A 26094-nucleotide genomic window follows, 5' to 3' on the forward strand; every position below is an offset into this window, starting at 1 on the left:
TTTTATATTTTTGATAAAAACAAGTTCAAATAAAAAACTTATTTCTTTAAAAAGACAACCTTTAGTCTTACTTATTTTTTCTTCTATTTCGTTTTTATTGATTCTATTTAGATTAATTTTTTTACAACTTTTAAATTATGAATCTTTTAAGAAGATGTCAGATGATAATAGGATCAGACTTATTGCTTCACAGCCAATACGTGGAAGAATACTAGATAAGAATGGTTATGTTTTAGCAGATAGTAGAGTTAAATATTCTTTAATAATAAAGCCTCAATCTGTTAATAAAAGCAATTGGGAAAACCATAAATTAAGTATTTCTAACTTGTTAGATATTGACAGTAATGTAATTCAAGAAAAATATTCTGATGGTCTAAAAAATCAAAAACTCTCAGTAACTATTCTTGATGATTTAAATGTAAAACAATTAATAAAATTCAAGGAAAATGAAGGTAATTTAAATAGTTTTGAAATAGCAACCAAATTAATTAGAAATTACCCTTATAAGTCCCTTGCTGCCCATGTAATTGGATATACTCAGCCAATTACTGAATCAGAATATAAATTATTATCTAAAAAGGGTTATAAATTAAACGACTTAATAGGAAGAACAGGAATTGAATATGTTTACGAAGACTTTATAAGAGGTGAATGGGGTGGCGAAATGGTTGAAGTAAATTCATTAGGAAAATTTAAAAGATCGTTGGGTATAAAATCTTCAATAAAAGGTAATGATGTTGAATTGACAATCGATATAAATTTGCAATTAGTTGCTGAGGAAGTTCTTAAAGATAAAAAAGCAGGAGCGATAATAGTAATGGATCCCAGAGATGGTTCAATAAGGGCGATGGCAAGTAAGCCTACCTTTGATTTGAATTTTTTTTCAAAGGACTTTAAGCCTGAAAAAGAATACAATAAGATATTTAATTCTCCAGAAAAACCTCTTTTTAATAGAGCATTAAATGCTTATGATCCAGGAAGTGTATGGAAAATTGTAACTGCTTTAGCGGGCTTAGAAAGTGGTAAATTTCCTAGAAATACCATGTTAGATACGAAACCATGTATAACTTATGGAAGCCAATGTTTTAGAGAGCACAATGATTTAGGTTTTGGCGTGATAGGTTATGAAGATGCTTTAAGAGTTTCGAGTAATACATTTTTTTATCAAGTCGGATATGGAGTAGGAGTTGATGAAATTCATAAGGTCTCCCGAAAACTTGGCTTTAATTCTTTATCCGGAATTGAAATTTCTGAACAAGAAAATATAGGATTAGTAGCTAGTAGTGAATGGGCAAAAAAAGGTAGAGGATGGAGCGAACCTGGAAGAACTCCATGGATTCCAGAAGATATTGCGAGTATGTCTATTGGACAATTTGTCGTTCAAGTAACTCCGATGCAAATAGCTAGAGCATATGCTGCAATCGCAAATGGAGGTTATCTAGTTACTCCACATTTGACTAAAAAAGATGTAGAAAGTCGTTTTGATAAAAAACGTATTCTAATTGACGTTGATCCACAAAATATTCAATTGATAAAAAGTGGTCTCAGGAAAGTAGTAGAGTCTGGTACAGGGGTATCAATTAATTATGGAGTTTCAAATTTACCTCCGGTGTCAGGTAAAACAGGAACTGCTGAAGATGGTGAAGGTGGCTTAGATCATGCTTGGTTCGTTTGCTTTGCTCCTTCAGAAAAGAGTGAGTTGCTTGTAGTTGCCTTTGCACAAAATACTCCTGGTGGAGGCTCGGTGCATGCGCTTCCAATGGCTAAACAAATATTAAAAGTTTGGAATGAAAAAAAATGATAAGAATTTTTTGTTTAAAAGTTTATGTTTTTAATTTTTTCATTTGTAAAAGTCTTTGAATAATATCTTCAATAGTTTTTGTATCTATAGGTTTACTATATGAGGACAAAAGCTGCCTCCCTAATACTTGACTCCCTAAATGCACTAATTGAATGCGTAATGAGGTCAGCAGTTCTAACCCTATGCCACCAGAAAATGTGGCAATTGCAATCGGTTGACCATTAAATAAATTCCTAAAGTCATCTCCTGAAATAGAAAGCCATGCTATAAAGTTGGAGAGAATAGGAGGTATAGATCCATTATATTCAGGCGCACAAATCACCCATCTTTCAATCTTGAAAAGCCTTTTTTTTAAATCTTTTATTTCATGCGGAATATTTTCTTTGCTGTGAATTCTTGGATTAAATAATGGAATATCAAGAGTGGTAAGATCTAAAATTTCAGAACTTATTTTAAGTTCATTACTTTTTTCAAGAAATTTTTCAGAAAGTTCTAGATTTTTACCACAACTAGCTGTAATGATTATTAGATCTTTTGTTTCAGTCATAAATTAGATAAATAAATTTAATAGTTAGCGCCGGTTTTGCGATGATGAACTGCCGCTAAACTATCGGATTTTAGTATATTACCGTGTAGTACTTCGGCGTAAATTACCCAATGATCTCCACATTCCATTCTTTCTTTTACAGAAGCATCTAACCATGCGAGCGATTCAGGAATGATTATCTGTTCGTTAGGAGTTAATTCAATTTTTATTCCTTCAAATCTATCTTCTCCAGGTGCAAAGGGCTTTGTGAATCTTTTTAAAGGTTCTTTATAATCTTTTTCACTAAGAATATTTAATGCGAATGAATCTCCTATTTGCAAAAGAGACTCAACCGATCTATCTTTTGCTACTGCAATACTTAACCCGGGCGGTGAAAAACTTGCTTGACTAACCCAAGATGCAAGCATAGCCCCTTTAATATTATTCTCATCTTTGCCTTTAGAGGCTGTCAAGACACAGAGTGACCCAATTACTCTTCCAAGAGCTTGTAGCTTTGGATCTGTTTTGCTTGTAATCATTCCAGTATCTGATTTTCTAGGTTTTATCTTTGCTTTTTTTATGATTTTTCTTCCAAAGTGAGTTCCTATTTCTTCTAACTCTTTAATCTTTGGTTTATTTGGACTGAACTTAATCCTTACAGGGTCAAAACCAAACTTAAAACCTCCGTCTTTTAATTTTGTTTCAAGTAAATCTATAGCTTCGCCGCTCCAGCCAAAACTGCCAAAAATTCCCACTGGCTTATCTCTATTCCCCTCTGCTAATAATGTTCCTAGTGCACTAACTATTGGAGTTGGGGCGTGACCACCCAATGTGGGTGATCCTATTAAATATCCATCAGCATTTTGGATAGATTTTACGAGTACATCATTAGGTGTGAATTCACAATTAATACTTTCAACTTCTACAGAGGTTCGATTTATCCCTTTAGCTAATGCATCACCTATTGAGGCTGTATTTCCATATGCACTTGCATATATCAGAGCGATCTTAGGATTATTTGTTAAGAGATTCTCTCCCCATCTAATGTAGTCATTTAAAAAGCTTTTTAAGCTATATTCGATTGCTGGACCATGTAATGGTGCAATAGTTTTAATCTCATATTCTGAAATTTTTTCAGTTATTGATACTACTTGATTAGACATTGGTGCCATTAAGCAATCATAAAAATGTTTCCTATCAATTTCTGTACTAATTCGATTTGTTTCAGACCAATATTTAGATGCAATGTGTGCAGAGAAAATTTTTTCACTAAGAAGTATCTCTTGGTTACGTTCATAAATTATCAAGCCACCAGGCCAGCGAGCTGTTGGAATAGGAATTAACTCTAGTGAAACTTTATCTAATTCTAAATTAAGTTCTTTTTTGATTATGTTTATTTCAGGTAATTGAATTTCAATAAAGTTCTCTAAGTTAGGATTTCTTTGATTCCAAAGTTCGCTTATAAGTTTATAACCTGGATTAGAGCAAGTAATAGTTGTGTTTTGAAATTGGGTACTTATATTTTTTATAGTTTCAATAATTTGGGGATTAATATGACCAGAAATGAAGTTGATATTGTCTAATTTAAATTGATCACAAAACCTAGAAATTACTTTATTAAATAAATTTAAATATTGTTTTTCAGGTGGATGAATAATAAAAAGTTCCGCATTACTTCTAATGAAAAAAGTATTAAAAGAGGTTCCTTTTTCAAGATTAAATTCAAGTTCAAATCTTTCTTTTTTTTTGTCTAAGAATCTTACACAAGAGAAATTGTCAGTAATTTCAAATTCTGATAAGTTTTGATTTTCTGCAAGTAAGCCTATACTAATATCTGACATTTAAAAGACTTATTTTCTAATAGTGATTAGCAACTTTTCTGTGATGAACTGCTGTCTTGCATGATAAGTCAGAAACATTACCATTTTCAACAATTCCGTAAATTATCCAATGGTCTGGAGTCTCTAGCCTGGAACTAACTTTACAATCTAAAAAGGCGAGTGAATCTGAAAGAACTGGTCCTCCTTCAGCGATGTTGCTAATTACATCTACATCTGCGAATCTATCAGCTCCAGGGGCAAATCTTTTTAAAAAATGTCTGAACATTTTTTGATAGTTATCTTCCCTTAAAATATTCACAACAAAACCTTTCCCAACCTGCATATATGATTCAATAGCTCTATCTTTTGCTACTGCAACTGTAATACCTGGTGGAGAAAAGCTTGCTTGACTAACCCAACTTGCGACCATTGCACTTTGTCTGAATGTAGAACCTTCGCCTTGGCTCGCTGTAACTACATATAATCCTCCACTTAATCTCCCTAATGCTTTATCTAAATTTGAATCAAGGCTCTTCATAGAGGCAATATTCTTCTTTTTATTGATCAATTGACCCAAGTCAGTTCCAGCTTCTTCGAATTGTTGATAAACAATGGGATCTGGGATATTTTTAACTCTTAATGGAGAGAAAGCTTCTTTTTGACCAAGTTCTCTTAATTTATTTGCTAAGGAATCTATTGGTTCATCATTTCCACCAAATGCATCATAAACTGCAGTAAATTGTTTTGGTTTTAGTGCTGCAAATAAAGTACCGAGAGATTCTTTTAATTCATTATCTGAGTCTACTGGCCATGTGGGAATGACTACTGCTTTTGATTCGGAAATTAAACTTGTTAATTCTTGCGGGTCAGAAGATCTTAAATCAATTAATTGAACCTGTGCATCTGCTTTGCTTATTCCATGAGATATTGCTTGACTGAGTCGATCACAATAACCATAGTCGCTTATGTAGCAGACTGACACAAAATCATTACCTTTGCTTTTATTACTACTCCATTCTAGATATTTTCCTTTCCAAAAATTGACCTGATTATGGAGCAAAGGCCCATGACCAACGGCTATTGTTTTTACTTTAGGTAGCTTATCTATTCTTTTAATTGCCTGCATAACGCTTCTAGCGTTTGGACCCATAAGGCAATCGTAATAAAAACGGAAATCATCGTATATTTCTTTTTGATCAGTGTCAAAAAATTCGTCAGAACAATAATGGAGACCAAATGCATCGCATGTATAGAGAACATTTGTGCTGTGATCATATGAAAATATGGTATCTGGCCAATGTAAATTTGGTGCACTTATAAATTCAATATTATGTTGTAAACCACTATTAGGATTAGTTCCGAGATTTAAAAACTCTCCACTCTTGACCTCTAGACGTTTAAAGGGAATATGTATTTGGTCTTCAATAAATTTAAGTGCTAATTTTGATCCAACTACTGTGATATTTTGATTTAATTCTAAAAGATTACCTATTAAACCAGAATGATCAGGTTCTGTATGGCTAGTAATTAAATAATCAACTTCTTGCGGATTTACCTTTTTCAGTAATTCTTCAAACCATAATTCTTCGAACTTTGCGTGACTAGTATCAATAATTGCTAATTTCTCGCCTTTAATAATAAAACTATTGTAAGTAGTTCCATTTCTTAAACCAAATTCAATATCAAATCTACTACGATCCCAATCCAAAGATCTTATGGCACAAGAATCATCAGCAAAATTTTGAGATTGAACCGTCAACTTGCTATTATTTGGTGCCAATTTAGAATTACTTGTCTGGGCAGAGGCTATCATAGGATAATTAGCTTTATAAATTAACTTTAGTTATATAGAATATAAATTCGCGTGATTATTTTTGCGAAATAACCGAAATTACGCTTTTCTTTAATTTTTAATCTTCTTATTCTGGATAAATGACATCTCAACTAATTAAAAAAATAGTTACTGGAGATGAGATAAGAAATGCTTTTTTAAAATTTTACAGTGAAAAATTACATAAAATCATTCCAAGTGCATCATTGATTCCAGATGACCCTACGGTCATGCTAACAATTGCTGGAATGCTACCTTTTAAACCAGTGTTTTTAGGTTTAAAAGAAAGACCATCAAAAAGGGCTACATCTAGCCAAAAGTGCATCAGAACAAACGATATAGAAAACGTTGGAGTTACCGCTAGACACCATACTTTTTTTGAAATGCTTGGTAATTTTTCCTTTGGAGATTATTTTAAACGAGAGGCTATTCAATGGGCTTGGGAATTAGTTACTAATATTTATCAACTTTCTGTTGAAAATATAATCGTGAGTGTTTTTCACGAAGACGAAGAGTCTGCAAAAATTTGGAGTGATGAAATTGGTATTCATCCAGATAGGATAGTGAAACTAGGTGAGGAAGATAATTTTTGGTCATCTGGCAAAACAGGTCCATGTGGACCTTGTTCAGAACTTTATTATGATTTTCATCCTGAAAAGGGTCTGCAGAATATTGATTTAGAAGATGGAGATCGTTTTATTGAATTTTATAATCTTGTTTTTATGCAATATAATCGTGATCCTAATGGAAAATTGACAGATTTAAAATTTAAAAATATTGATACAGGAATGGGTCTTGAAAGGATGGCTCAAATACTACAAAAAAAGCAAAATAATTATGAGACAGATTTGATTTTTCCTATTATTCAAAAAATTTGTGAGATTGCAAATATTGATTATTTTTCTTCAGATGATAAAAATAAAATTTCTTTAAAAATCATTGGTGATCATACAAGAGCTGTTATTCATTTAATTTCTGATGGAGTATCAGCAAGCAATCTCGGTAGGGGATATATATTAAGAAGGCTTATTAGAAGAATGGTCAGACATGGCAGATTATTAGGTATAACAAATGAATTTTTACCTCATATTGCTAGTGTCGGAATTAACTTAATGCAAAATAATTATCCTGATTTAAAAAATAATAATGATTTAATTTTGAATGAGATAAAAATTGAAGAAATAAGATTTAGGGAAACTCTTGAAAGAGGAGAGAAATTGCTAGATGAGTTAATTTCTTCAGGGCAGAAATTAATTTCTGGTTTTAAAGCTTTTGAACTTTATGATACTTATGGATTTCCTCTTGAACTTACTGTAGAAATTGCTGAAGAACATAGTATCAGTGTAGATGTAAAGGGTTTTGAAGAAGAAATGAATGTACAAAAAGAGAGAGCTAAAGCTGCTTCAAGTAATATTGATTTGACATTAGAGGGATCATTAGAGCGAGAAATAGATGTTTTTAACAAAACTGTTTTTAATGGTTATAAGTCACTCCTTTCGGAAGCTGAAATAAAGGGTATATTCTTGGATTCAACATTAGTTAAGGAAGCAAGTGAAGGTCAGAAAGTTTTAATTGTTCTTGATCAGACAACTTTTTATGGAGAATCTGGCGGGCAAGTTGGTGATATTGGAACGATATTTTCAAACGATGTTGAGGTCTTAGTTGATAATGTCATGCGAAAGAAAAATGTTTTTTTACATTATGGAACGATCAAAAAAGGAAAATTAACTATTGGACAAAAAGTTAAGACTAATGTTAGCTCCTCTAATAGAGCTAAGGCTGCTGCAAATCATACAGCTACTCATTTATTACAATCTGCACTTAAATCAGTTATTAATGAAAGTGTTGGACAAAAAGGTTCATTAGTAGCCTTTAATAAATTACGATTTGATTTTAATTCTTCTAATCCTATTTCTAAAGATCAAATTTCTAAGATTGAGACTTTAGTTAACTCTTGGATTATGGAAAATCATTCTCTAGAAATAAAAAATATGTCTAAGAGTGAGGCTCTTGAAAAGGGTGCAGTCGCCATGTTTGGAGAAAAATATGATGATGAAGTTCGCGTTGTTAATGTACCAGGAGTTTCAATGGAACTTTGTGGTGGCACACATGTTAAAACTACATCCGAATTAGGTTCTTTCAAAATAATTAGTGAGGAAGGCATCTCAGCTGGAGTCAGAAGAATCGAAGCATTATCAGGCCAATCAGCATTAGACTATTTCAGCGATAGAAATGCATTAGTAAACCAACTAAGTGATTTGTTAAAAGCAAATCCTAATCAACTTTTTGAAAGGGTTAATAATTTGCAAGCAGAGCTTATTAATAAGAATAAAGAGATACAAAAAATGAAAGATGAAATTGCATATTTTAAATACTCTTCTATAAAATCATCCGCAGAAATAGTAAATTCTTTTTCAATTTTAGTAAATCAGATTGATGGCTTAGATGGGAATTCTTTGCAATCTGCAGCACTTAATTTAACTTCTCATTTGGGAAATAAAGCAATAGTGATTCTTGGGGGAATACCAAATCCAGAAAATAGAAAGTTGTTATTTGTAGTTTCTTTAGGTGATGATGCAGTAAAAATAGGATTGCATGCAGGTAAATTAATTAATGAGATTGCAAGAATTTGTTCGGGAGGTGGAGGAGGAAAGCCTAACTTTGCTCAAGCAGGTGCTAAAGATATTGATAAGTTAAGTGATGCTTTAGATTATGCTAAAAATTATTTGCAAAAAACATTAGCTAGTCATTCTGATAAATAACTACTTTTTCTGAGACTAATTTCGATTTGATCCATTAATTTCCTTGCTTCTTCAATAGTTAATTTTTTTTGATCAATTGCTGATTCAGTATTAATTCTTATAGATTCAACCAAAGAAGCTGAACTGTAATCTAATAATTGTAAAATTTCAGATTTACTGTCCTCTTTAATAATATTTCTGACCTTATATGAATTATCTTGATTTATGTCTATATGAACAACGTTGGTACTGCCAAATAAATTGTGCAAGTTTCCTAATGCTTCTTGATAGGCTCCAGTCATAAAAATTCCAATTAGGTAATCTTTATCTTCTTCTGGCTTATGCAAATTTAGTAGTGATTTAATTTTTCCATTATCAATAAAATTATTTAGTTTCCCATCTGAATCACAAGTTAAATCTGCAAAGTTGCCTTTGCAGAACGGCTCCTCTAAGTGCCTATGTATTGGTACTATTGGAAAAATCTGATTTATTGCCCAGCTATCAGGAATAGATTTAAATATAGATAAATTTGCATAATAAGTTGATGCAAGAGTTTCTGTAATTTCAGATAAATCAGGGTGATTGATTTCATCATTATTCAGGTTATTAGAAATTTCTTTTGCGCAAGCCCAAGTAAGTTCTTCGGCATAAGCTCTTTCTGCCAAACTTAAAAATCCTAATCTAAAAGCGACTAAGCAATCTTCTTTAAACTTTTTTGCATCATTCCATAGTTCAATTATTTGAGATAAATTTATTTTTTTATTTTTAAGTTTTTTTAATTCATAGAAAGTATCAAGTAAATTTGAAATTATTAATTGTTGATTTTTTTTATCAAAAATTTGTAGTTTGGAACTGACATGACTTGTTCCTAAGACATTAAAAATTAAAACTGAACAATGACTAATTATTGCTCTTCCACTTTCTGAGATTATGGTTGGATGCTTGATATTATTTAATTCACATGAATCCTTAATAGTTGCAATTACATCGTTAGCATAATTTTGGAGAGAATAATTAGTAGAAGTGTTGGAGGAGGTTTTAGTTCCATCAAAATCTATTCCTAATCCACCCCCAACGTCGATATATTGCATTGGAGCGCCTAGTTTGCATAGTTCAACATATATTTGACTCGCTTCTTGTAATGCGTCTTTGATCACAGCAATATCACTTATTTGACTGCCTATATGAAAATGGAGCAATTTCATTTCGTTGATAAGATTTGCTTCTTTTAGTTCTTTTATTGTCAACATAATTTCTGGGATTGATAATCCAAATTTGGAATTATCTCCAATAGATTTACCCCACCTACCACTACTTTTACTTGATAACTTTGCTCTAATTCCTATCAATGGAGTCGCTTTAAGTTCTTGAACTGCTTGAATAATTCTTTTTACCTCATCTCGTTGTTCAATAACTATTATTGGATTTTTGCCGAGTTTTCTGGCCAAAGTAGCAATTTCAATATATTTTTTATCTTTATATCCGTTGCATATTAGTAATGAATTTTGGTTTTCAAGAAGTGCAAGGCCAATTAATAGTTCTGATTTACTTCCTACTTCTAAACCAAAATTCCATTGGCTACCAAACTCTATTATCTTTTCTAGGACATTTTTCTGTTGATTACATTTGACAGGAAAAACGCCTTGATAAATGTTCTTATATTTATAGGTTTTTATTGCTTTTAAAAAAGAGTCATGTAATGCATTTATTCGATCTTTCAAGATATCATTAAATCTTATGATTAATGGAGGATTTATTTCTCTACTCTTAAGTTCTTTGACAAGCTTAAAAAGATCAATCTTATTTTCAGATTTTATATCTTTAGTTACTGATATATTTCCTTTGGAATTTATAGAAAAATATTTATCTCCCCATTTGTCTATATTATAAGACGAAATACTATCTTCAATAGTCCAAATATTCTTGAATTTTTTCGGCTCAAAATTGGTCAATTTATGTCTTAGTGATTAATAAATGTTTTTGAAAATAACTTAAAACAATATCTTTTATTTTAATGATTACTTGCCAAGTTACCACCCAAAAGTTGAATATACATAGAGTGATTATTAACTAAATGACCAAAGAGAGAACCTTTATTGCAATTAAACCAGATGGAGTTCAAAGAGGATATGTTTCTGAGATTCTTGGCAGATTTGAAAAAAAAGGATTTAAATTGGTTGGATTAAAGCAATTAATTCCTTCAAAAGAACTTGCTCAAAATCATTATGGAGTACATAGAGAAAGACCCTTTTTTGGTGATTTAGTAGACTTTATTTCAAGTGGTCCTGTTGTAGCAATGGTGTGGGAAGGCGAAGGAGTTATTTTGAGTGCTAGAAAACTAATAGGTGCAACAAAACCTCTGGAAGCAGAGCCTGGAACAATTAGAGGTGATTTAGCTATTGATATTGGGAGGAATATTATTCATGGTTCTGATGGAGAAGATACAGCAAAATTTGAAATTAATCTATGGTTTAACGAAGAGGAATTATGTGAGTGGGAAACTTCTGATTCGAAATGGCGATCTGAAAATTAAAATTTAAATCGCAAATCTATCTAAACTAAATTTTTCTAAAAAGCTTTTCTCTATTTCTTTGAGATTTTTATTTTGAACTATTTTCAAAAGAAGATCACTTGTTATTGCAGAAAATAAAACTCCATTTCTGTAATGTCCTGTAGCTATATAAAGATTTTCAATTTTTGATTTTCCAATTATTGGTTTTAGATCTGGTGTGCAAGGTCTAAAGCCCCACCAATGTTCCATTTGTGGCCAATTAATAGCTTCTGGCAATAAAGAGCGAATGCCTTCTTGCAGTTGTTTTATTCCATTAGGAGTATTACCTTGATTAAATTTTGAATCTTTTTCAACTGTCGCTCCAACTATAATAAGTCCATCATCACGGGGTACTAGATAAGTTTTTGGACCAAAAATAACCCTTTTTAAAAAATTTGTTGGACCTTGTATTGATAGCATTTGTCCCTTTACAGGAAAGACTGGAATTTTTTTAAAAATTTTTTTACTCCACGCACCGCTGCATATAATTGCTTTTTCGCAGTTAATTTTTTTTATTTCCCCAGTGGCACATAAAACTGTTGCACCTGTAATTTTGTTTTTTTCGAATGTTAAATCCTCTACTTCTGATCCTTCTTGAAATTCGACTCCATTCAAGGAGCATGCTCTCTCAAGAGCACGCATCAGTTTTCTTCGGTTATCTATTTGACCATCTTGTTCAAAAAGTAAACCATGTTTCCAAATAGAATTCATTCCATTGATTTCTGTTTGAAGATCTTTGTGATTTAAATATTTTCCATATTCATAAGTGGGAAACGCTTCAAGATCTTCTTTGTTTTTAAAAGGAACTACAATGCCACATTTTTTTAAACCGCATTTAATATTACTATCTTGTTCAATACTTTGTATCCACTTTGGAATTAGATTTTGACTTTCTTGGCCAAATTTTAGTAATTCATCTTCGAGCCCTTCAGCATGAGTAGCTAACATTCCTGCAGCAACAAATCCAGCTGATTCATTTCTGTTTTTGCTTAAAACTAAAACTTTGAAGCTATTTCTTGAAAATTCATAAGCAATAGATAAACCTAAAAGTCCACCTCCAATGATTAATATTGAATTTTTGGTTTCTTGTGCCATTTAAAAATTAATATTTTTATTTGTGTTTTGGTCCTCTTTTCCTTTATATCCAATAATATTAATAAAGAGACTTTTAATAATGAACAATTTGGAATCTTGGGAAGCTGTGATTGGTTTGGAAACTCATGTACAGCTTAATACGAAAAGTAAAATATTCACATCTGCGTCAACAGCTTTTGGTGATGCACCTAATACCCATATAGATCCTGTAGTTTGTGGTTTACCAGGAACTCTTCCAGTTCTGAATGAGACTGTTCTTGAGTATGCTGTAAAAACTTCGTTAGCATTAAATTTAAACGTTGCAGAACATTGTAAATTTGATAGAAAACAATATTTTTATCCTGATCTTCCTAAAAATTATCAAATTTCACAATTTGATGAGCCACTAGCTGAAAATGGTTGGTTAGAGGTTGAAATAATTGAAAAGGACAAAGAACCTTATATAAAAAAAATTGGTATAGAAAGGCTACATATGGAAGAAGACGCCGGAAAACTAGTCCATTCAGGAAGTGATAGATTAGCTGGCTCTAAGTATTCTTTAGTTGATTACAATCGTGCCGGAATAGCATTGTGTGAGATTGTAAGTAAACCAGATATTAGATCAGGTAAAGAGGCATCTGAATACGCTTCAGAGATTAGAAGAACAGTTAGATATCTAGGGGTATCAGACGGAAATATGCAAGAGGGTTCATTACGCTGCGATGTCAATATTTCAGTAAGAAAAGGACCTAATGCTCCTTTTGGTACCAAAGTGGAAATAAAAAATATGAATTCATTTTCTGCAATTCAAAAGGCTTGTGATTATGAAATAGCAAGACAAATAGAAGTTTATGAAAATGGAGGAAAAATTTTCCAAGAAACAAGGTTATGGGATGAAGCTAAGCAATTAACGAAAAGTATGAGATTAAAAGAAGGTAGTAGTGACTATAGATATTTTCCTGATCCTGACTTAGGTCCAATTGAAATAACAAAAGCCCAACAAGAAATATGGTTTAAAGAACTACCAGAATTACCTTCAAAGAAAAGATATAAATACGTAAGTCAATTTGGGTTGTCTGCATATGATGCAAGGGTAATTTCTGATGAAATAAGCATGGCAAACTTTTTTGAAGAAACAGTAGCAAATGGTGCTGAGGCTAAACTAGCTTCAAATTGGGTAACAAGTGACATTGTGGGCTATTTAAAATCAAACAAACTAAGTTTTAGTGAATTAAAGCTTAGTCCTGAAAATCTTGCTGAAATGATTAACATGATTTCAAAAAATATAATTAGTGGAAAAATTGCAAAAGAAATTTTACCTGAACTTATTCAAAAAAATATTTCCCCGAAAAAATTAGTTGAAGAAAAAGGGTTGGCAATGATATCTGATTCTTCAAGTATTTCACCAATAATTGATGAACTTATAAATGAACATCCAAATGAAGTCCAAGCATTTAAAAATGGCAAAACTAAGTTACTTGGTTTTTTTGTTGGTCAACTTATGAAAAGAACAAAAGGTAAAGCTGACCCTAAACTTGCAAATAAACTTCTTATGGAAAAATTAAATAGCTAAAGCTTAAAGAAGCTCATTTATCGTATTGATCCATTTATTTTGATCATCCGAATTCTCTAAAATAATATCTGAGAATTTTCTTTTTTCTTCAAAACTTAATTGAAAATTTATCAATTCATATGCTTCTTTTTCGCTAATTTTATCTCTTGTGATAAGTCTGTTTTTTTGTATTTCTTTAGGACATTTAACTAACCATATTTCAGTGCAAATATCTTCAAATTTTGCTTCAAACAATAATGGAATAACCAATACTATAGTTTGATTATTTCTGTATTGACTGCATTCTTCTATCATTCTTTCTTTAATTAAAGGGTGAAGTAGTTTTTCAATCCATTCCTTGCTTTCTGAATGTTTAAAAATAATGTTCCTTAAAAGTTTTCTGTTTATTTCCCTTTCTGAATTGCTTTTATTATCAATAATTTTATTTCCAAAATAATCTAAAATTTTTTTATATCCATATGTGTTTGGTTTGATTAATTCTCTTGAAAAATGATCTGCATCTAATATTGGTATGTTTTTATGTTTTCTTATGTAATTAGTTATGGTTGTTTTCCCACTTGCAATACCTCCTGTTAAACCAATCCTTCTTTGGTTGTTTTTTAATTTTTGAAGAATATCCATATAATTAATAATAATCTAATTACTTAGTTTCTTTAGTTTTAAAGAGTAGTTATTATGAATTAAAATACCAAAAAGTTTGAGCCAGTTAGATTCCAATTGGTCGTTTGTTGATGACAGAAAGGTAACACCTAAGGGGTTTCTTTTTGCTGGGGTATCTGCTGGTTTAAAAGCTTCTAATAAAAAAGATTTAGCACTAATAGTCGCTCCAGAAGGAAGTATTTTTAGTGGGATGTTTACCCAATCAATTGTTCGAGCTTCTTGTGTGGATATTTGTGAGGAAAGGATTAAAACAACTTCAGGTTTTGTAAGAGCAATATTAATTAATTCTGGTCAAGCAAATGCATGTACAGGAAATCTTGGCATTCAACATTTTCAAATTGCAACAGGAAAGGTTGCGGAACTTTTAGGAATAAAAGAAGAAGAAGTTTTAATGTGCTCAACTGGTGTAATTGGTGTTCCAATAAAAATAAATGATTTAGTAAAAAATTTACCGAATTTAGTTAGTGAATTAAAGGGTAATAATTTTGCAAATGCAGCAGAAGCAATTTTAACTACGGATTTGACTTTAAAAAAAGTGTCAATAGAGACGATTATTCAAGGTAGAAAAATAAAAATAGCAGGATTTGCAAAAGGTTCAGGAATGATTTACCCCAACATGGCTACAATGCTTGCTTTTCTAACCTGTGATGCGGGTATTCAAAAAGAAGAATGGGACAAAATGATTGCTATTGCGGTTCAAAAATCTTTTAATGCAATATCAGTTGATGGAGAGACAAGCACAAATGATTCTTTTGTTGGAATAAATGCAGGAGAGAAAATTGAAAAAAGGTTTTTTCCAATTATCCAACAAGGGATTGATATTGTATGTCAGAACTTGGCAAAAAATATTGCAAGGGATGGAGAGGGAGCAAATTGTTTATTAGAAGTTTTGGTTCAAGGAGCAAAAAATACAGATGATGCAATTATGCTCGCGAAATCTATTTGTAATTCTGCCTTGGTAAAAACTGCGATACATGGTTGTGATCCAAATTGGGGACGAATTATTTCTGCTGCAGGTAATTCTGGAGTTAAATTTAATTTTAATGACGTTGACTTGTATATAGGAAACGCCCACATTTTGGAAAAAGGCAAGTTAAATAAATATGATCCACAAAAAGTTACAGACTATATTAAGTCCAGAATGAAAGGTAGATATTTGGTAGATGATATTGTAAAAATTATGATTAATATAAATTCTGGCGAATCGAAAGGCACAGCTTGGGGGTGCGATCTTTCTAAAAAATATGTTGAAATAAATAGCGAATACACTACCTAACCCCAAACTACTGTTATAGCAATAGATTACAAGGAACGCAAAACTCATATAACACCAATATAACACTACATTTAAACATGAAAATCGAAATCTCTATCAAAGATTTTTTTTATTGCTAGTAACCCAAATAAACCCGATATCATTTAACTCCTGTATCCTTTCTGAAGGAAGATCATTTTTCCTTTGCCTTATTTTTGACACCCACTGTCCAAGAATAGGTTCTTTTCGTGGCACTTTTGTATGACCATGTTTTTCTTTAAATTTTTTAAGAAGAGTTATTTTTTCGTTCCATTCATAAGACAAGATATCCCAAATAAATCCGATATCATCTAACTCCTGTATCTTTTCTAAAGGAAGACTATTTCTCTTTTGCCTTATATTTGACACCCACGGTCCAAGAATAGATTCTTTTGATGGTACTTTCGTATGCCCATGCTTTTCTTTGAATTCCTTTAGAAGAATAATATTTTTTTTCCATGAATCGGCATGATGATTATCCCAACTAAACCCGATATCATTTAACTCCTGTATCTTTTCTTGTGATAACTTATGTTTTCTTGTTCTCATTCTATTTGCCCAAGTCCCAAGAATTGGTTCTTTTTGTGGAACTTTTGTATGCCCATGCTTTTCTTTGAATTCCTTTAGAAGAATAATATTTTTTTTCCATGAATCGGCATGATGATTATCCCAACTAAACCCGATATCATTTAATTCCTGTATCTTTTCATGCGATAGTTTATGTTTTCTTGTTCTTATACTATTTGTCCAAGTCCCAAGAATTGGTTCTTTTTGTGGAACTTTTGTATGACCATGTTTTTCTTTAAATTTTTTAAGAAGAGTTATTTTTTCGTTCCATTCATAAGACAAGATATCCCAAATAAACCCGATATCATTTAATTCCTGTATCATTTCTGGAGAAAGATCAATTTTTTTTGATCTCAAACGTGCAACCCATTCTCCAATAACAGGTTCTTTATGTCGCACTTTTGTATGTCCATGCTTTTCTTTGAACTCCTTTAGAAGAATAATATTTTTTTTCCATGAATCGGCATGATGATTATCCCAACTAAAACCGATATCATCTAACTCCTGTATCTTTTCTGAAGGAAGACTATTTCTCTTTTGCCTTATATTTTGCACCCACTGTCCAAGAATAGGTTCTTTTCGTGGCACTTTTGTATGTCCATGCTTTTCTTTGAACTCCTTATGAAGAATGATATTTTGGTTCCATTCATAAGATGGGACATCCCAAATAAACCCAAAATTATCTAACTCCTGTATCTTTTCTAAAGGAAGACTATTTTTCTTTTGCCTTATATTTGACACCCACTGTCCAAGAATAGGTTCTTTTTGCGGAACTTTTGTATGCCCGTGTCTTTCTTTGAATTGCTTTAAAAGACTAATTCTTTCTTTCCATTCATGAGATGCAATATCCCAAATAAACCCAATATCATTTAACTCCTGTATCTTTTCTGAAGAAAAATTATTTTTATTGCTTCTAAGATTCGTTACCCACAGTCCAAGAATAGGTTCTTTTTGTGGAACTTTTGTATGACCATGTTTTTCTTTAAATTTTTTAAGAAGAGTTATTTTTTCGTTCCATTCATAAGACAAGATATCCCAAATAAACCCGATATCATCTAACTCCTGTATCCTTTCTGAAGGAAGATCATTTTTCCTTTGCCGCATATCAATAATCCACCTACCTATTATTGGGGTTTGAACGGGAACTTTTGTATGACCATGTTTTTCTTTAAATTTTTTAAGAAGAGTTATTTTTTCGTTCCATTCATAAGACAAGATATCCCAAATAAATCCGATATCATCTAACTCCTGTATCCTTTCTGAAGGAAGATCATTTTTCCTTCTTCTGAGAGTAGATACCCACAGTCCAAAAATGGGTTCTTTTTGAGGAACTTTTGTATGACCATGTTTTTCTTTAAATTTTTTAAGAAGAGTTATTTTTTCGTTCCATTCATAAGACAAGATATCCCAAATAAACCCCATATCATTTAGTTTTTTTATCTTTTCTTGTGATAACTTATGTTTTCTTGTTCTCATTCTATTTACCCAAGTCCCAAGAATTGGTTCTTTTGATGGTACTTTCGTATGCCCATGCTTTTCTTTGAAATCTAATAATTTTCCATAATTTTCCATCCAATCTTCAGAAGTATTTCTGACTAATAAGGTTTGGATCGAATTTACGAATTCAGGTTTAATTCTTGCTGGAAAATCTAATTTAATTTTTCCTAATCCTTCTCTTTCTTCTGCTTTGAATTTTCTTTTACCTAAATTGACTCTTAATTGATCGATGTATTCCATTAATGTGTCATCTTGTGATTTAAGTGCAAGGATTACTTGCCAAACGCTTTTAAATCTACTTTTTAGAATTTCATCCTCTGTATTAAAACTATTTCCTATAAAGACAGGAATGAGAATTGTCCCGCTTGATTTATCATCACTTTTTCGTATTGCTCTTCCAACTGCTTGGATAATATCAATTTGACTATATCTAGGATCAATAAATCCAACTCCATCTAAAGTGGGAACATCAACTCCTTCTGATAGACATTTTGCATTTGTGAGTATTCTTATTTCTCCTTTATCAAGATTTTTTAGTTTCTCAATTTTGTCATTACGTTCTTTTGTTTTCATAGCACCAGAAACATAATCTGATTGGATTACCCCTGCTGGAAGATCTTTTTTCGGTATAAGTTGAATAATTTTTTCAAGATCTTGAGCAAATCTTTCTGATGACTCAACTCTGCTATGAAAAGTGATAACTCGTTTTAATCCGAAATCTTTAATTGCTTTTGTTAAAGCAATTTTTGAAGCCAATGTTTCCGCATCCAATAAATCTTCTCCATCAGTTGAAACAAAATCTCTGTTAATAATTTTTTCTTTAATCATCTCGTTATCAACTCCAATAACTACAACTTGATAGTCAGATAAAATCTCTTTTTTTATTGCTTCTGAGAATTTAAGTTGATAGAGAATTTCCCCAAAGATATTAGTATCGTCCATAGATGCAATTTCAATATCATTTATATTTGCTTTTGATTTGATTTGATTTGATAGGACTCTTGGAGTTGCCGTTAAGAATAATCTTTTGTCACCTCTAATTCTTACTTCATCAAGAACACATCCATAGGCATCAGATACTATTCCTGTGCAACGGTGTGCTTCATCCGCAAAAATTAGATCAAATTTATGTGCTTTTTCGTCTAAATGGACCTTTTCAATCAAGTGAGATGACTGGTATGTCGAAAAAATAACTTTAGATCCTCTTTCTTTTAGAAAATTATTTATTTCCTTAATTTCACTAGTAACTGGAACTCCTATTTCGGATGTATTTGTTATCCATTCATCATTTGTTTTATTCTTTTTTGCTACAGATTTATCGGAACATACACAGATCCATTTGAATGGTTCCGATGCATTAGCATTCCATTCTTTTAGTGTCTGTGATAAGAGACTTAATGATGGTAGTAAAACAAGAACGTTTTTCGCTTTTAATGCTTCTTTAATCCATAAACTAGTAAGCGTTTTACCTGTCCCACATGCCATTAAAACTTGCCCACGATTTGCAGTCTTGAGTCCTTGAATGACTGCATTTATTGCTTTTTTTTGATGTTTTCTAGGGTCTTTTATTTTTTTTCTCTTTCCGTTTGATAAGTCTTTTATATGATTAGGAAAGATGATTTGTGAATTGCGAAAATCATTAAGCAAATATCTTATGACTTTATGTCTGTGAAGTAACCGATCAGCATTATTTCCAATGCGATCAGTGCTTGCTACTAATAAGCGACCTTGAAATCTGGAATCAGAAGACTCTGAGATAAAACTATCCATATCTTCTTTCTTGATACTTGATTCAGGTGCAAAGCATTTTGCCTGAACTGCCCAAGTTTTATTTTGGAAGTCTTCAAAAACTAAATCTATTCCACAATCTGGACCCCATTCACTCCTTTTAGGATGCTCATCCCATAACCAAATATTTTTTACCTGTGATTCCCAAACTGGATCATTTTTAAGGAACCACTTTATAAATTTTTCAAACTGCTTACCTCTGATTCTTGGATCAGAATCTAATGATGAATAAAACTCATCAAAGGTTGCCATTTAAAGGGTTCTAAGGAAACAGTATGGGTCTGTAATGACCTTATAGAAGAGTTTATATTTTTTTGGTGCTACATATCCATTACTTTTTGCTAATTGATAATCTTCACAAGCGCCTCGCCTATCGCCTGCAAGATTTCTTTCTCTTGCTCTTTTCATAATTAGATTATTTTTAGTCTTTAGTTCAAATCTTGCAAAATTGCTTGGTAAACAATTCTCTGCAAAAACATTTTTTGCTCTTTTATTTCTATTTCCCTTCTCAATTCCTTTTCCCCAGTCATCACATGCGCCTTTAGCATCCCCAATAAGTTCTTTAAGTATTCCTCTATTGAAGTATGAATGTTGAAGTTCTATTTCTTTGGAAATTGCTTTTGAATAATCTTTAATAGCACTTATATTTCTTTTTAAATTTGCATTCGCTCTTGCGCGATTATATAAAGCAGGTCCATTAGTAGGATCTATTGCTAGTAGTTGATTTAGATCTTCTACAGCACCTTGATAATCCTTTAATTCACTCTTTGAATATGCTCTACTAAATAATGCATAAGTATTCTTTGAATTGAATTTTAATGACTCTGTATAATCTTCTATCGCACTTTTATGATCATCATAGAAGTATCGTTTCTTGTCGCCTTCTGCGCTAAGTTCTATTGATTTATTAGTATCAGGAATAATACTTTTTGCTTTCGATTTATCGCTAAATATCGTTGGTGTTGTTGCAAAGAAAATAGAAACTATTAAAGGGTAAATTTTCATACTTCAAATAATATAAAGATCTTGTTTATTTAATTTAGAGCAGATGCAGAATAATGCTATGTGGCTTATCTCTTATTAATTAAAACTAAAAATGTTGGTTATCAATTCAAATAGACAAGAATTCGAGAATTGGATGAATAATGCAGCAATAAAAGAACCCGAAAAAACAAATTTCCATAACTGGATATACAATAGTCCACTTGATATTTACATTCCAAAAATACCTCCAGTAGGATGCACTATATCAGCAGGTTGGTGCCAGGGTGATTACAACGGATATGTATTTGATATAACGGTATCTATCGATCATTTTGATTGGATGAGTTATATCAACAAAGAGTACAAATATATTTCTATCGATTCAGAGGTAATCAAATACTTAAATTGGATTGGAGATATTCCAACTATTCGTTTTTATATAGATCAGCGAACTGGATATTTTGATAAAAAAGCACATAAAAAAATAAGTGTTTATTTAATCAAAGAGGATGAAAAATTTTATGAGATTGAGGCAGAAAAGAAATTTAATTTGAAAGTAAGTTAAATATTTTTTTACAGTCTTATTGGTTCAAACAGATTTGCAATGATTTTCAAAAGCGGAAGATGCTTTTTCATTGCCCAATGCGCCACTTTTTTGCCAGTCTGAGCATGCTCCTTCTTTATCTTGCATAATCTCTTTTAGAAATCCCCTATTTCCATATGAATCTTTAAGCATAAGATCATATGCTATTAATTTTGAATAATCATCCATCGCCTCTGGATAATTTTCTAATTTAATATTGACCCATGCTCGAAGTGCTACTGCAGCATTATATTCTGAATCGATTTTCAATATAGTATTTAAATCTTTTAGTGCACTTTTATAGTCTTTTAATTCTTTTTTTGAATACGCTCTTAAAAGTAATGCAAATTTGTTTTTTGGATTAGTTTTTAATGCTTCTGAGAATTTTTTACTTGCATGAATATAATTTTTTTCCTTCAAGATCTCATAACCATTATTTGTTATTTTTTCAGATGAAGTTATATTTTTGACCTTATTAAAGTGTTTATGCGCTTCTGCATTTGGAGTGAACATTAAAGATGGTATTGCTAATAAACTTGCAATTATGAAATGGTAAATTTTCATACTTCAAAAAATATAAAGATCTTGTTTATTTAATTTAGAGCAGATGCAGAATAATGCTATGTGGCTTATTTCTTATTAATTAAAATTAAAAATGCTGGTTATAAATGAGCAGAGACAAGCATTCGAGAATTGGATGAATAATGCTGCAATAAAAGAACCTGAAAAAACAAATTTCCAAAAATGGATATACGATAGTCCACTTGATATTTACATTCCAAAAATCCCTCCAGTTGAATGTTCGATAGGATCACATAAACGCGGATTTGTATTTGATATCTTGGTCTACATAAATGGGATTGATTGGTTGAATTACATTAATGTAAGTTATATTTCTGTTGATTCTGAGGTAAATTACTTTCTCAATTGGATTGAAAAAGTTCCTTCTAGTCGTTTTTCAATAGATGAGAGAGAAGAATATTTTTGGGACTGTTCTCCTAAAGATGATTATCAACGATACGTAAATACTTTTAGAGCACTTAAAAAAGTAAGTGTTGTTGTAGTTGAAGAATATTGGAAAACTAAAGAATTAATTGAAGAATATTGGAAATCAAAAGTATTAGAAAAAAAACTTACTAACAATCTTCATCAATAATGCTATATAAACATCATTTAAAAGAATTTGATTCTTGGTTGGAAAATAGTTTGATGAATGATTCAGATAAAATTGCTTTTGACCAATGGATAAAAAACAGTCCAAATCCTATCTATTTGCCAGAGATACCACCTGTAAATGGTTCTTTCCGCGATCCAAATGGATATTTATGGTGTGCTTATTTAATTAAAATTAGAGTTCAAATAGATAATGATGCATGGGAAAAAAATTTAAATAAAAAATTTTCAAGTATTCAAAATAAAGAAATTATTGACTTCCATAATTGGTTTTTAAATTGTCCATTAAGGTCTTGTGGTATTGACGAGAGAAAAACTGGATATTCTTATCCTCGTTATGATTTTAAAAAGCGCCGTTGGGTTGGGAGAAGACAGTCTTTGCTTTACTTAACGGTAAGTACAATAAAAACTAATTCTATTTACTTCGAGAACCTTAGAGATCAATCAGTTGATCAAAGATACAAGGAGTATTCATATTAAAAATGAAAAAATATTTGATATCAGGTTTAGTCGATTCATACAGGATAAAAATAAATTTATTTGCTATTTCGCCAAATAGTGCGATCAGCGTCTTTAAGCAAAAATATCCAAACGCAGAGGATATTTATGTCATTCAAGATTTATTTAAGAAATGAAAGTACCTGATAAAGAATTTTTTGAAAAAAATAAAGTCCACCTTGAAATGTTGACTATTAAGGGTGAATGGAAAAGATTAGATACTTTTTATGATTATTCGACAGCAATCAGTCATGGAGTAAATAAATATTTTGCAACACATACTGCCCACAGATTAGTTAACAAAGAAGGAAAGATTCTTGAATTATTTGATTCAACATTATTAGAAGATGTTGATAACAAAGAATAATTAATTAAATAAAGATAACTGACCCTAAGTAATATTTAATTTCATGTTGTTGTAGCACCTTTATAACACTAGTTCAGTGATACCAATTGGTTTGACCCTGTGAAAAAAGGTTTGTAACACCTATATAACACTAATTTTGGAAGTAAGAACCCAGTGATACCAATGGATTTGGGGTTATATATGTATCAATAGCGAGTATACTACTTAGTTGAGATCCATTGCAGGGCAAGCGATCTCAGCGTTTCTAAAAATTCATAAACCGGTAATAAACCAGTAAATTAATTATTTGAGTTTATAAACTGCTAAATCTTTTGATTTAAGATCTCCAAGTGCGACTTTTTCTAATCTTTCTAGCCTTGCTAAGAGTTGTTTATTTTTTTCTTCTAGAGTTTTGATTTTTGTTTCGAAATTCTCTTTTTCATTCATACTAATTTGAATAGGTTTTGTGGCCTTACCTAATTTCCAAACAAATCCTGCTCTAGCGGAAAAAGTATCTTCAAAATCACCGGCATAATCTTGACCTGGCATTGTCATTGACGCCGCATAGTTAATTGATAATTTGTCATTAACTTTAGAAGCACAGCCACCAGAAAAAGCAAAATCACCTCCATGAGTTCCAGTTCCTAATCCGCAAGCAAGGGTTGTATCTGTAGGAACTGTGGGCAATCCTGTTAGGGCGGCACTTAAAGCACCAACATTATTGATTGACTGTTCTACATCTCTTCCATTAATAAGTAACTTGGTCCCATTTGTGTAATCGATAGGAATTGGATTTCCATTGGCATCTTTCGCATAAACTTTTTGTCTTCCATTTTCTTCTTTTGTTATCCATGAGTTCTTACCAATATGTAATTCTCCATTTGCTTTCTTGGTAATTAATGGTTCTCCATCAATTGCAAGTCCCTCTGAAGTTATATCAATATCGTTTTCATCTGTTCCGATTTGGATTGTGCCATCAGCATTTTTTGTAATAACAGCAGTTCCATCAATGTTCAAACCATCTGCTACGACATCTATATCATTACCATCTGCTCCAAGTTGAATTGATCCGTCAGTATTTTTAGTAATAACAGCAGCACCATCAATATTCAAACCATCTTCAACAACATCTATATCATTACCATCTGCTCCAAGTTGAATTGATCCGTCAGTATTTTTAGTAATAACAGCAGCACCATCAATATTCAAACCATCTTCAACAACATCAATATCATTAGCATCTGCTCCAATTTGTATTGAACTATCGGCAGTTGTTCCAACTGACATCGGTTTTACAAAATACTTTTGAAAATTACCATTATCTGAGATATCTCGCCAAGTATCTGTTTTCCAATTGTAAGCATGAAATTTAGTCCCTGCTCCTCTAACCATTATCTCGCCAGTTTTTGCGTTTATATATGATTCTGCTGGTGTCCAACCATTATTATCAAACACTTTTGTACTAAGTAGTGTTTTTTGACCATCCAAAACACCCCATACTCTATTTCCAATAGATGCATCTCCTGAATAATCTATTCCGAAGGCCTCATATTCTTCTGCATTTAGTGTATTGATTCCTAGAAATATCGAGGAACTAATTAATGAAAATGCCAATAATTTTTTCATGAGATTTTGACTAGTTTTTATACTTTTAGTTTATTTTGCATTTTTGGTTGTGCTATATATATCCTTCTTTTCATCAGTAAATGCACCATTTTTATTTGGAATAAACCACTAATAAACCACTGTCCTAGTTATATCAATCGTTTTCAGATATTAAAATTCAAATAAACCACCAATAAACCACTAACTTAATCCGTGAGATCTATTGCTATAACTGACTTTTATGCTATATGTCTTTATCAATAGCGAATATACTACTTAAGTTTTAGTAAATCTAATGGTAGATATTCATTAATATAGAGAAATAGTATTGTTAAAGTTCCAATTACAGAGCCTATAAAACCTCCAAAAAAATTAACTAATAATCCAGATTGTCTAATTATTGCTTCTTCTTTTTTTTCTTCTTCTTCTAAATTAGGAGAATCAACTACTTTTAAGCGCTTATTGGTTGTTGGTTGTTTAAGTTGTTGGTGTCGGATGAGGGCTTCGAAATCAGGCATGGAATTTGTGAGGCAATTGAACAATAAGCAGACCAGCCCGTCATTCGACGAGGATCTGATCTGCCTAAATCGTCTACAGCTTCAAATACAGCATTGCCAGCGGCTTCTGCTTTATCAAATGCTGAGAGTAAGGGTATAAATGTATCAAAAACATATAAACCATAATTTTCTAGAGCTGCTTTGGCTTGTTGCGCTGCTTTTTGCTGTCTAAAATCAACTTTTACTATTACTACAGCATGGTTAACTTTTAAGTTGCTTAATAAATTAGCTAGTTCAACAGTTAATTCTACTGATCTTGCTTTTGCAGTTGTAGGCAAGATAACTAAATCTGAACCATACGCTAAGTGTTTAAGTTCTTCTTGATCACTGCTAGCCTGGCCATCAGTTATTACAATTTCTGATGATCTTGATGCTTTAGCAGCTGAACTGACGGGGAAAACTGGAAATGGAAGATTGCCTCTTGATGCGTATGCTAAAGCAGATCTATTCTTGTCTGCATCCACTATGCAAACTTTTTTACCTTCAGAGTGCCAAACACTTGCAAGGTGAATACTTGTACAGGTCTTGGCAACCCCCCCTTTTTGTCCGCAAACGGTAATGAACAATTTTTTATTTTTATTTCTCTTACTTTGGAGAATAATTTCTTAATGTCAAGAGAAACTGA

Annotated in this window: 22 protein-coding genes; 10 read left to right on the forward strand and 12 right to left on the reverse strand. The window is 31.6% G+C overall.

Features of this window, described 5'->3' with window-relative positions; translation table 11 throughout:
- Window positions 1-10: 10 nt before the first annotated feature.
- Complete coding sequence (mrdA, locus tag A9601_RS09315; protein WP_071813214.1) at window positions 11-1801, forward strand: penicillin-binding protein 2; 1791 nt, start codon at window positions 11-13, stop codon at window positions 1799-1801.
- A gap of 22 nt (window positions 1802-1823) precedes the next feature.
- Here mrdA and A9601_RS09320 read toward each other — a convergent pair whose 3' ends face one another.
- Genes A9601_RS09320 through A9601_RS09330 form a run of 3 tightly spaced genes read right to left on the reverse strand, consistent with a single transcriptional unit; the run spans window position 1824 to window position 5960 of the window.
- On the reverse strand, window positions 1824-2348 hold the full coding sequence (locus A9601_RS09320; RefSeq protein WP_011817520.1) for an NAD(P)H-dependent oxidoreductase: 525 nt from the start codon (window positions 2346-2348) through the stop codon (window positions 1824-1826).
- A gap of 17 nt (window positions 2349-2365) precedes the next feature.
- Window positions 2366-4168 carry a diflavin flavoprotein gene (locus A9601_RS09325; RefSeq protein WP_011817521.1) on the reverse strand — a complete coding sequence of 601 codons (1803 nt, stop codon included), beginning with the start codon at window positions 4166-4168 and terminating at the stop codon, window positions 2366-2368.
- Window positions 4169-4184: 16 nt separating this feature from the next.
- Window positions 4185-5960, reverse strand: a complete 1776-nt coding sequence (locus tag A9601_RS09330) for a diflavin flavoprotein (protein WP_011817522.1) — start codon at window positions 5958-5960, stop codon at window positions 4185-4187.
- A gap of 119 nt (window positions 5961-6079) precedes the next feature.
- Between A9601_RS09330 and alaS the strand changes: the two genes are divergently transcribed.
- The gene (gene alaS / locus A9601_RS09335; protein ID WP_011817523.1) at window positions 6080-8740 is read left to right on the forward strand and encodes an alanine--tRNA ligase; all 2661 of its coding nucleotides are present in this window, start codon (window positions 6080-6082) and stop codon (window positions 8738-8740) included.
- Here the strand turns inward: alaS and speA are convergent.
- Window positions 8725-10671 carry a biosynthetic arginine decarboxylase gene (gene speA, locus A9601_RS09340; protein ID WP_011817524.1) on the reverse strand — a complete coding sequence of 649 codons (1947 nt, stop codon included), beginning with the start codon at window positions 10669-10671 and terminating at the stop codon, window positions 8725-8727. The genes alaS and speA overlap by 16 nt on opposite strands.
- Window positions 10672-10793: 122 nt before the next feature.
- Here speA and ndk point away from each other — a divergent pair, with 122 nt between their 5' ends.
- Entirely contained in the window at window positions 10794-11252 is a 459-nt protein-coding gene (ndk, locus tag A9601_RS09345) for a nucleoside-diphosphate kinase (protein ID WP_011817525.1), read from the forward strand.
- Window positions 11253-11255: 3 nt separating this feature from the next.
- On the opposite strand, the gene thiO is transcribed toward ndk, so the two are convergent.
- A complete protein-coding gene (gene thiO / locus A9601_RS09350) occupies window positions 11256-12365 on the reverse strand; it encodes a glycine oxidase ThiO (RefSeq protein ID WP_011817526.1) in 1110 nt (369 codons plus the stop codon).
- A 79-nt stretch (window positions 12366-12444) separates the two neighbouring features.
- Between thiO and gatB the strand changes: the two genes are divergently transcribed.
- On the forward strand, window positions 12445-13917 hold the full coding sequence (gatB, locus tag A9601_RS09355; RefSeq protein WP_011817527.1) for an Asp-tRNA(Asn)/Glu-tRNA(Gln) amidotransferase subunit GatB: 1473 nt from the start codon (window positions 12445-12447) through the stop codon (window positions 13915-13917).
- Between the two features lie 3 nt (window positions 13918-13920).
- On the opposite strand, the gene coaE is transcribed toward gatB, so the two are convergent.
- Complete coding sequence (gene coaE, locus A9601_RS09360; protein WP_011817528.1) at window positions 13921-14538, reverse strand: dephospho-CoA kinase; 618 nt, start codon at window positions 14536-14538, stop codon at window positions 13921-13923.
- Window positions 14539-14614: 76 nt separating this feature from the next.
- On the opposite strand from coaE, the gene argJ reads away from it, so the two are divergent.
- Window positions 14615-15853, forward strand: a complete 1239-nt coding sequence (gene argJ, locus A9601_RS09365; RefSeq protein WP_011817529.1) for a bifunctional glutamate N-acetyltransferase/amino-acid acetyltransferase ArgJ — start codon at window positions 14615-14617, stop codon at window positions 15851-15853.
- Between the two features lie 96 nt (window positions 15854-15949).
- On the opposite strand, the gene A9601_RS09370 is transcribed toward argJ, so the two are convergent.
- Window positions 15950-19975 (reverse strand): DEAD/DEAH box helicase, encoded by a 4026-nt coding sequence (locus A9601_RS09370; protein ID WP_011817530.1) that lies wholly within the window; start codon window positions 19973-19975, stop codon window positions 15950-15952.
- On the reverse strand, window positions 19976-20728 hold the full coding sequence (locus A9601_RS09375; protein WP_011817531.1) for a tetratricopeptide repeat protein: 753 nt from the start codon (window positions 20726-20728) through the stop codon (window positions 19976-19978).
- A gap of 91 nt (window positions 20729-20819) precedes the next feature.
- Between A9601_RS09375 and A9601_RS09380 the strand changes: the two genes are divergently transcribed.
- Complete coding sequence (locus tag A9601_RS09380; protein WP_011817532.1) at window positions 20820-21272, forward strand: hypothetical protein; 453 nt, start codon at window positions 20820-20822, stop codon at window positions 21270-21272.
- A 24-nt stretch (window positions 21273-21296) separates the two neighbouring features.
- On the opposite strand, the gene A9601_RS09385 is transcribed toward A9601_RS09380, so the two are convergent.
- Complete coding sequence (locus tag A9601_RS09385) at window positions 21297-21854, reverse strand: tetratricopeptide repeat protein (RefSeq protein ID WP_011817533.1); 558 nt, start codon at window positions 21852-21854, stop codon at window positions 21297-21299.
- Between the two features lie 91 nt (window positions 21855-21945).
- Here A9601_RS09385 and A9601_RS09390 point away from each other — a divergent pair, with 91 nt between their 5' ends.
- Genes A9601_RS09390 through A9601_RS09400 form a run of 4 tightly spaced genes read left to right on the forward strand, consistent with a single transcriptional unit; the run spans window position 21946 to window position 23328 of the window.
- Entirely contained in the window at window positions 21946-22446 is a 501-nt protein-coding gene (locus A9601_RS09390) for a hypothetical protein (RefSeq protein ID WP_011817534.1), read from the forward strand.
- A complete protein-coding gene (locus A9601_RS09395; protein ID WP_011817535.1) occupies window positions 22446-22943 on the forward strand; it encodes a hypothetical protein in 498 nt (165 codons plus the stop codon). Before A9601_RS09390 ends, A9601_RS09395 begins: the two co-directional genes overlap by 1 nt.
- A 2-nt stretch (window positions 22944-22945) precedes the next feature.
- Window positions 22946-23098 (forward strand): hypothetical protein, encoded by a 153-nt coding sequence (locus tag A9601_RS18530; RefSeq protein ID WP_011817536.1) that lies wholly within the window; start codon window positions 22946-22948, stop codon window positions 23096-23098.
- Complete coding sequence (locus tag A9601_RS09400) at window positions 23095-23328, forward strand: hypothetical protein (RefSeq protein WP_011817537.1); 234 nt, start codon at window positions 23095-23097, stop codon at window positions 23326-23328. The genes A9601_RS18530 and A9601_RS09400 overlap by 4 nt, the downstream gene beginning before the upstream one ends.
- Window positions 23329-23610: 282 nt before the next feature.
- Here A9601_RS09400 and A9601_RS09405 read toward each other — a convergent pair whose 3' ends face one another.
- From A9601_RS09405 to A9601_RS09410, 3 genes are all read right to left on the reverse strand, one after another.
- Entirely contained in the window at window positions 23611-24933 is a 1323-nt protein-coding gene (locus A9601_RS09405) for a YadA-like family protein (RefSeq protein ID WP_011817538.1), read from the reverse strand.
- Window positions 24934-25184: 251 nt separating this feature from the next.
- Complete coding sequence (locus A9601_RS18455) at window positions 25185-25430, reverse strand: hypothetical protein (RefSeq protein WP_143553599.1); 246 nt, start codon at window positions 25428-25430, stop codon at window positions 25185-25187.
- A complete protein-coding gene (locus A9601_RS09410; RefSeq protein ID WP_011817539.1) occupies window positions 25364-26035 on the reverse strand; it encodes an AAA family ATPase in 672 nt (223 codons plus the stop codon). The genes A9601_RS18455 and A9601_RS09410 overlap by 67 nt, the downstream gene beginning before the upstream one ends.
- Window positions 26036-26094 lie beyond the last annotated feature (59 nt).

The sequence above is a fragment of the Prochlorococcus marinus str. AS9601 genome (assembly GCF_000015645.1).
Taxonomy (GTDB): domain Bacteria; phylum Cyanobacteriota; class Cyanobacteriia; order PCC-6307; family Cyanobiaceae; genus Prochlorococcus_A; species Prochlorococcus_A marinus_O.

Excerpts from the sequence above, each read along its gene's own strand:
- A9601_RS18455 (WP_143553599.1), bottom strand. The coding sequence starts at position 25,430 with ATGCCTGATTTCGAAGCCCTCATCCGACACCAACAACTTAAACAACCA.
- thiO (WP_011817526.1), bottom strand. The coding sequence starts at position 12,365 with ATGGCACAAGAAACCAAAAATTCAATATTAATCATTGGAGGTGGACTT.
- A9601_RS18530 (WP_011817536.1), top strand. The coding sequence starts at position 22,946 with ATGAAAAAATATTTGATATCAGGTTTAGTCGATTCATACAGGATAAAA.
- A9601_RS09380 (WP_011817532.1), top strand. The coding sequence starts at position 20,820 with ATGTTGGTTATCAATTCAAATAGACAAGAATTCGAGAATTGGATGAAT.
- A9601_RS09400 (WP_011817537.1), top strand. The coding sequence starts at position 23,095 with ATGAAAGTACCTGATAAAGAATTTTTTGAAAAAAATAAAGTCCACCTT.
- A9601_RS09330 (WP_011817522.1), bottom strand. The coding sequence starts at position 5,960 with ATGATAGCCTCTGCCCAGACAAGTAATTCTAAATTGGCACCAAATAAT.
- A9601_RS09320 (WP_011817520.1), bottom strand. The coding sequence starts at position 2,348 with ATGACTGAAACAAAAGATCTAATAATCATTACAGCTAGTTGTGGTAAA.
- A9601_RS09375 (WP_011817531.1), bottom strand. The coding sequence starts at position 20,728 with ATGAAAATTTACCCTTTAATAGTTTCTATTTTCTTTGCAACAACACCA.
- A9601_RS09395 (WP_011817535.1), top strand. The coding sequence starts at position 22,446 with ATGCTATATAAACATCATTTAAAAGAATTTGATTCTTGGTTGGAAAAT.
- A9601_RS09390 (WP_011817534.1), top strand. The coding sequence starts at position 21,946 with ATGCTGGTTATAAATGAGCAGAGACAAGCATTCGAGAATTGGATGAAT.
- alaS (WP_011817523.1), top strand. The coding sequence starts at position 6,080 with ATGACATCTCAACTAATTAAAAAAATAGTTACTGGAGATGAGATAAGA.
- A9601_RS09325 (WP_011817521.1), bottom strand. The coding sequence starts at position 4,168 with ATGTCAGATATTAGTATAGGCTTACTTGCAGAAAATCAAAACTTATCA.
- gatB (WP_011817527.1), top strand. The coding sequence starts at position 12,445 with ATGAACAATTTGGAATCTTGGGAAGCTGTGATTGGTTTGGAAACTCAT.
- coaE (WP_011817528.1), bottom strand. The coding sequence starts at position 14,538 with ATGGATATTCTTCAAAAATTAAAAAACAACCAAAGAAGGATTGGTTTA.
- A9601_RS09385 (WP_011817533.1), bottom strand. The coding sequence starts at position 21,854 with ATGAAAATTTACCATTTCATAATTGCAAGTTTATTAGCAATACCATCT.
- A9601_RS09405 (WP_011817538.1), bottom strand. The coding sequence starts at position 24,933 with ATGAAAAAATTATTGGCATTTTCATTAATTAGTTCCTCGATATTTCTA.
- A9601_RS09370 (WP_011817530.1), bottom strand. The coding sequence starts at position 19,975 with ATGGCAACCTTTGATGAGTTTTATTCATCATTAGATTCTGATCCAAGA.
- ndk (WP_011817525.1), top strand. The coding sequence starts at position 10,794 with ATGACCAAAGAGAGAACCTTTATTGCAATTAAACCAGATGGAGTTCAA.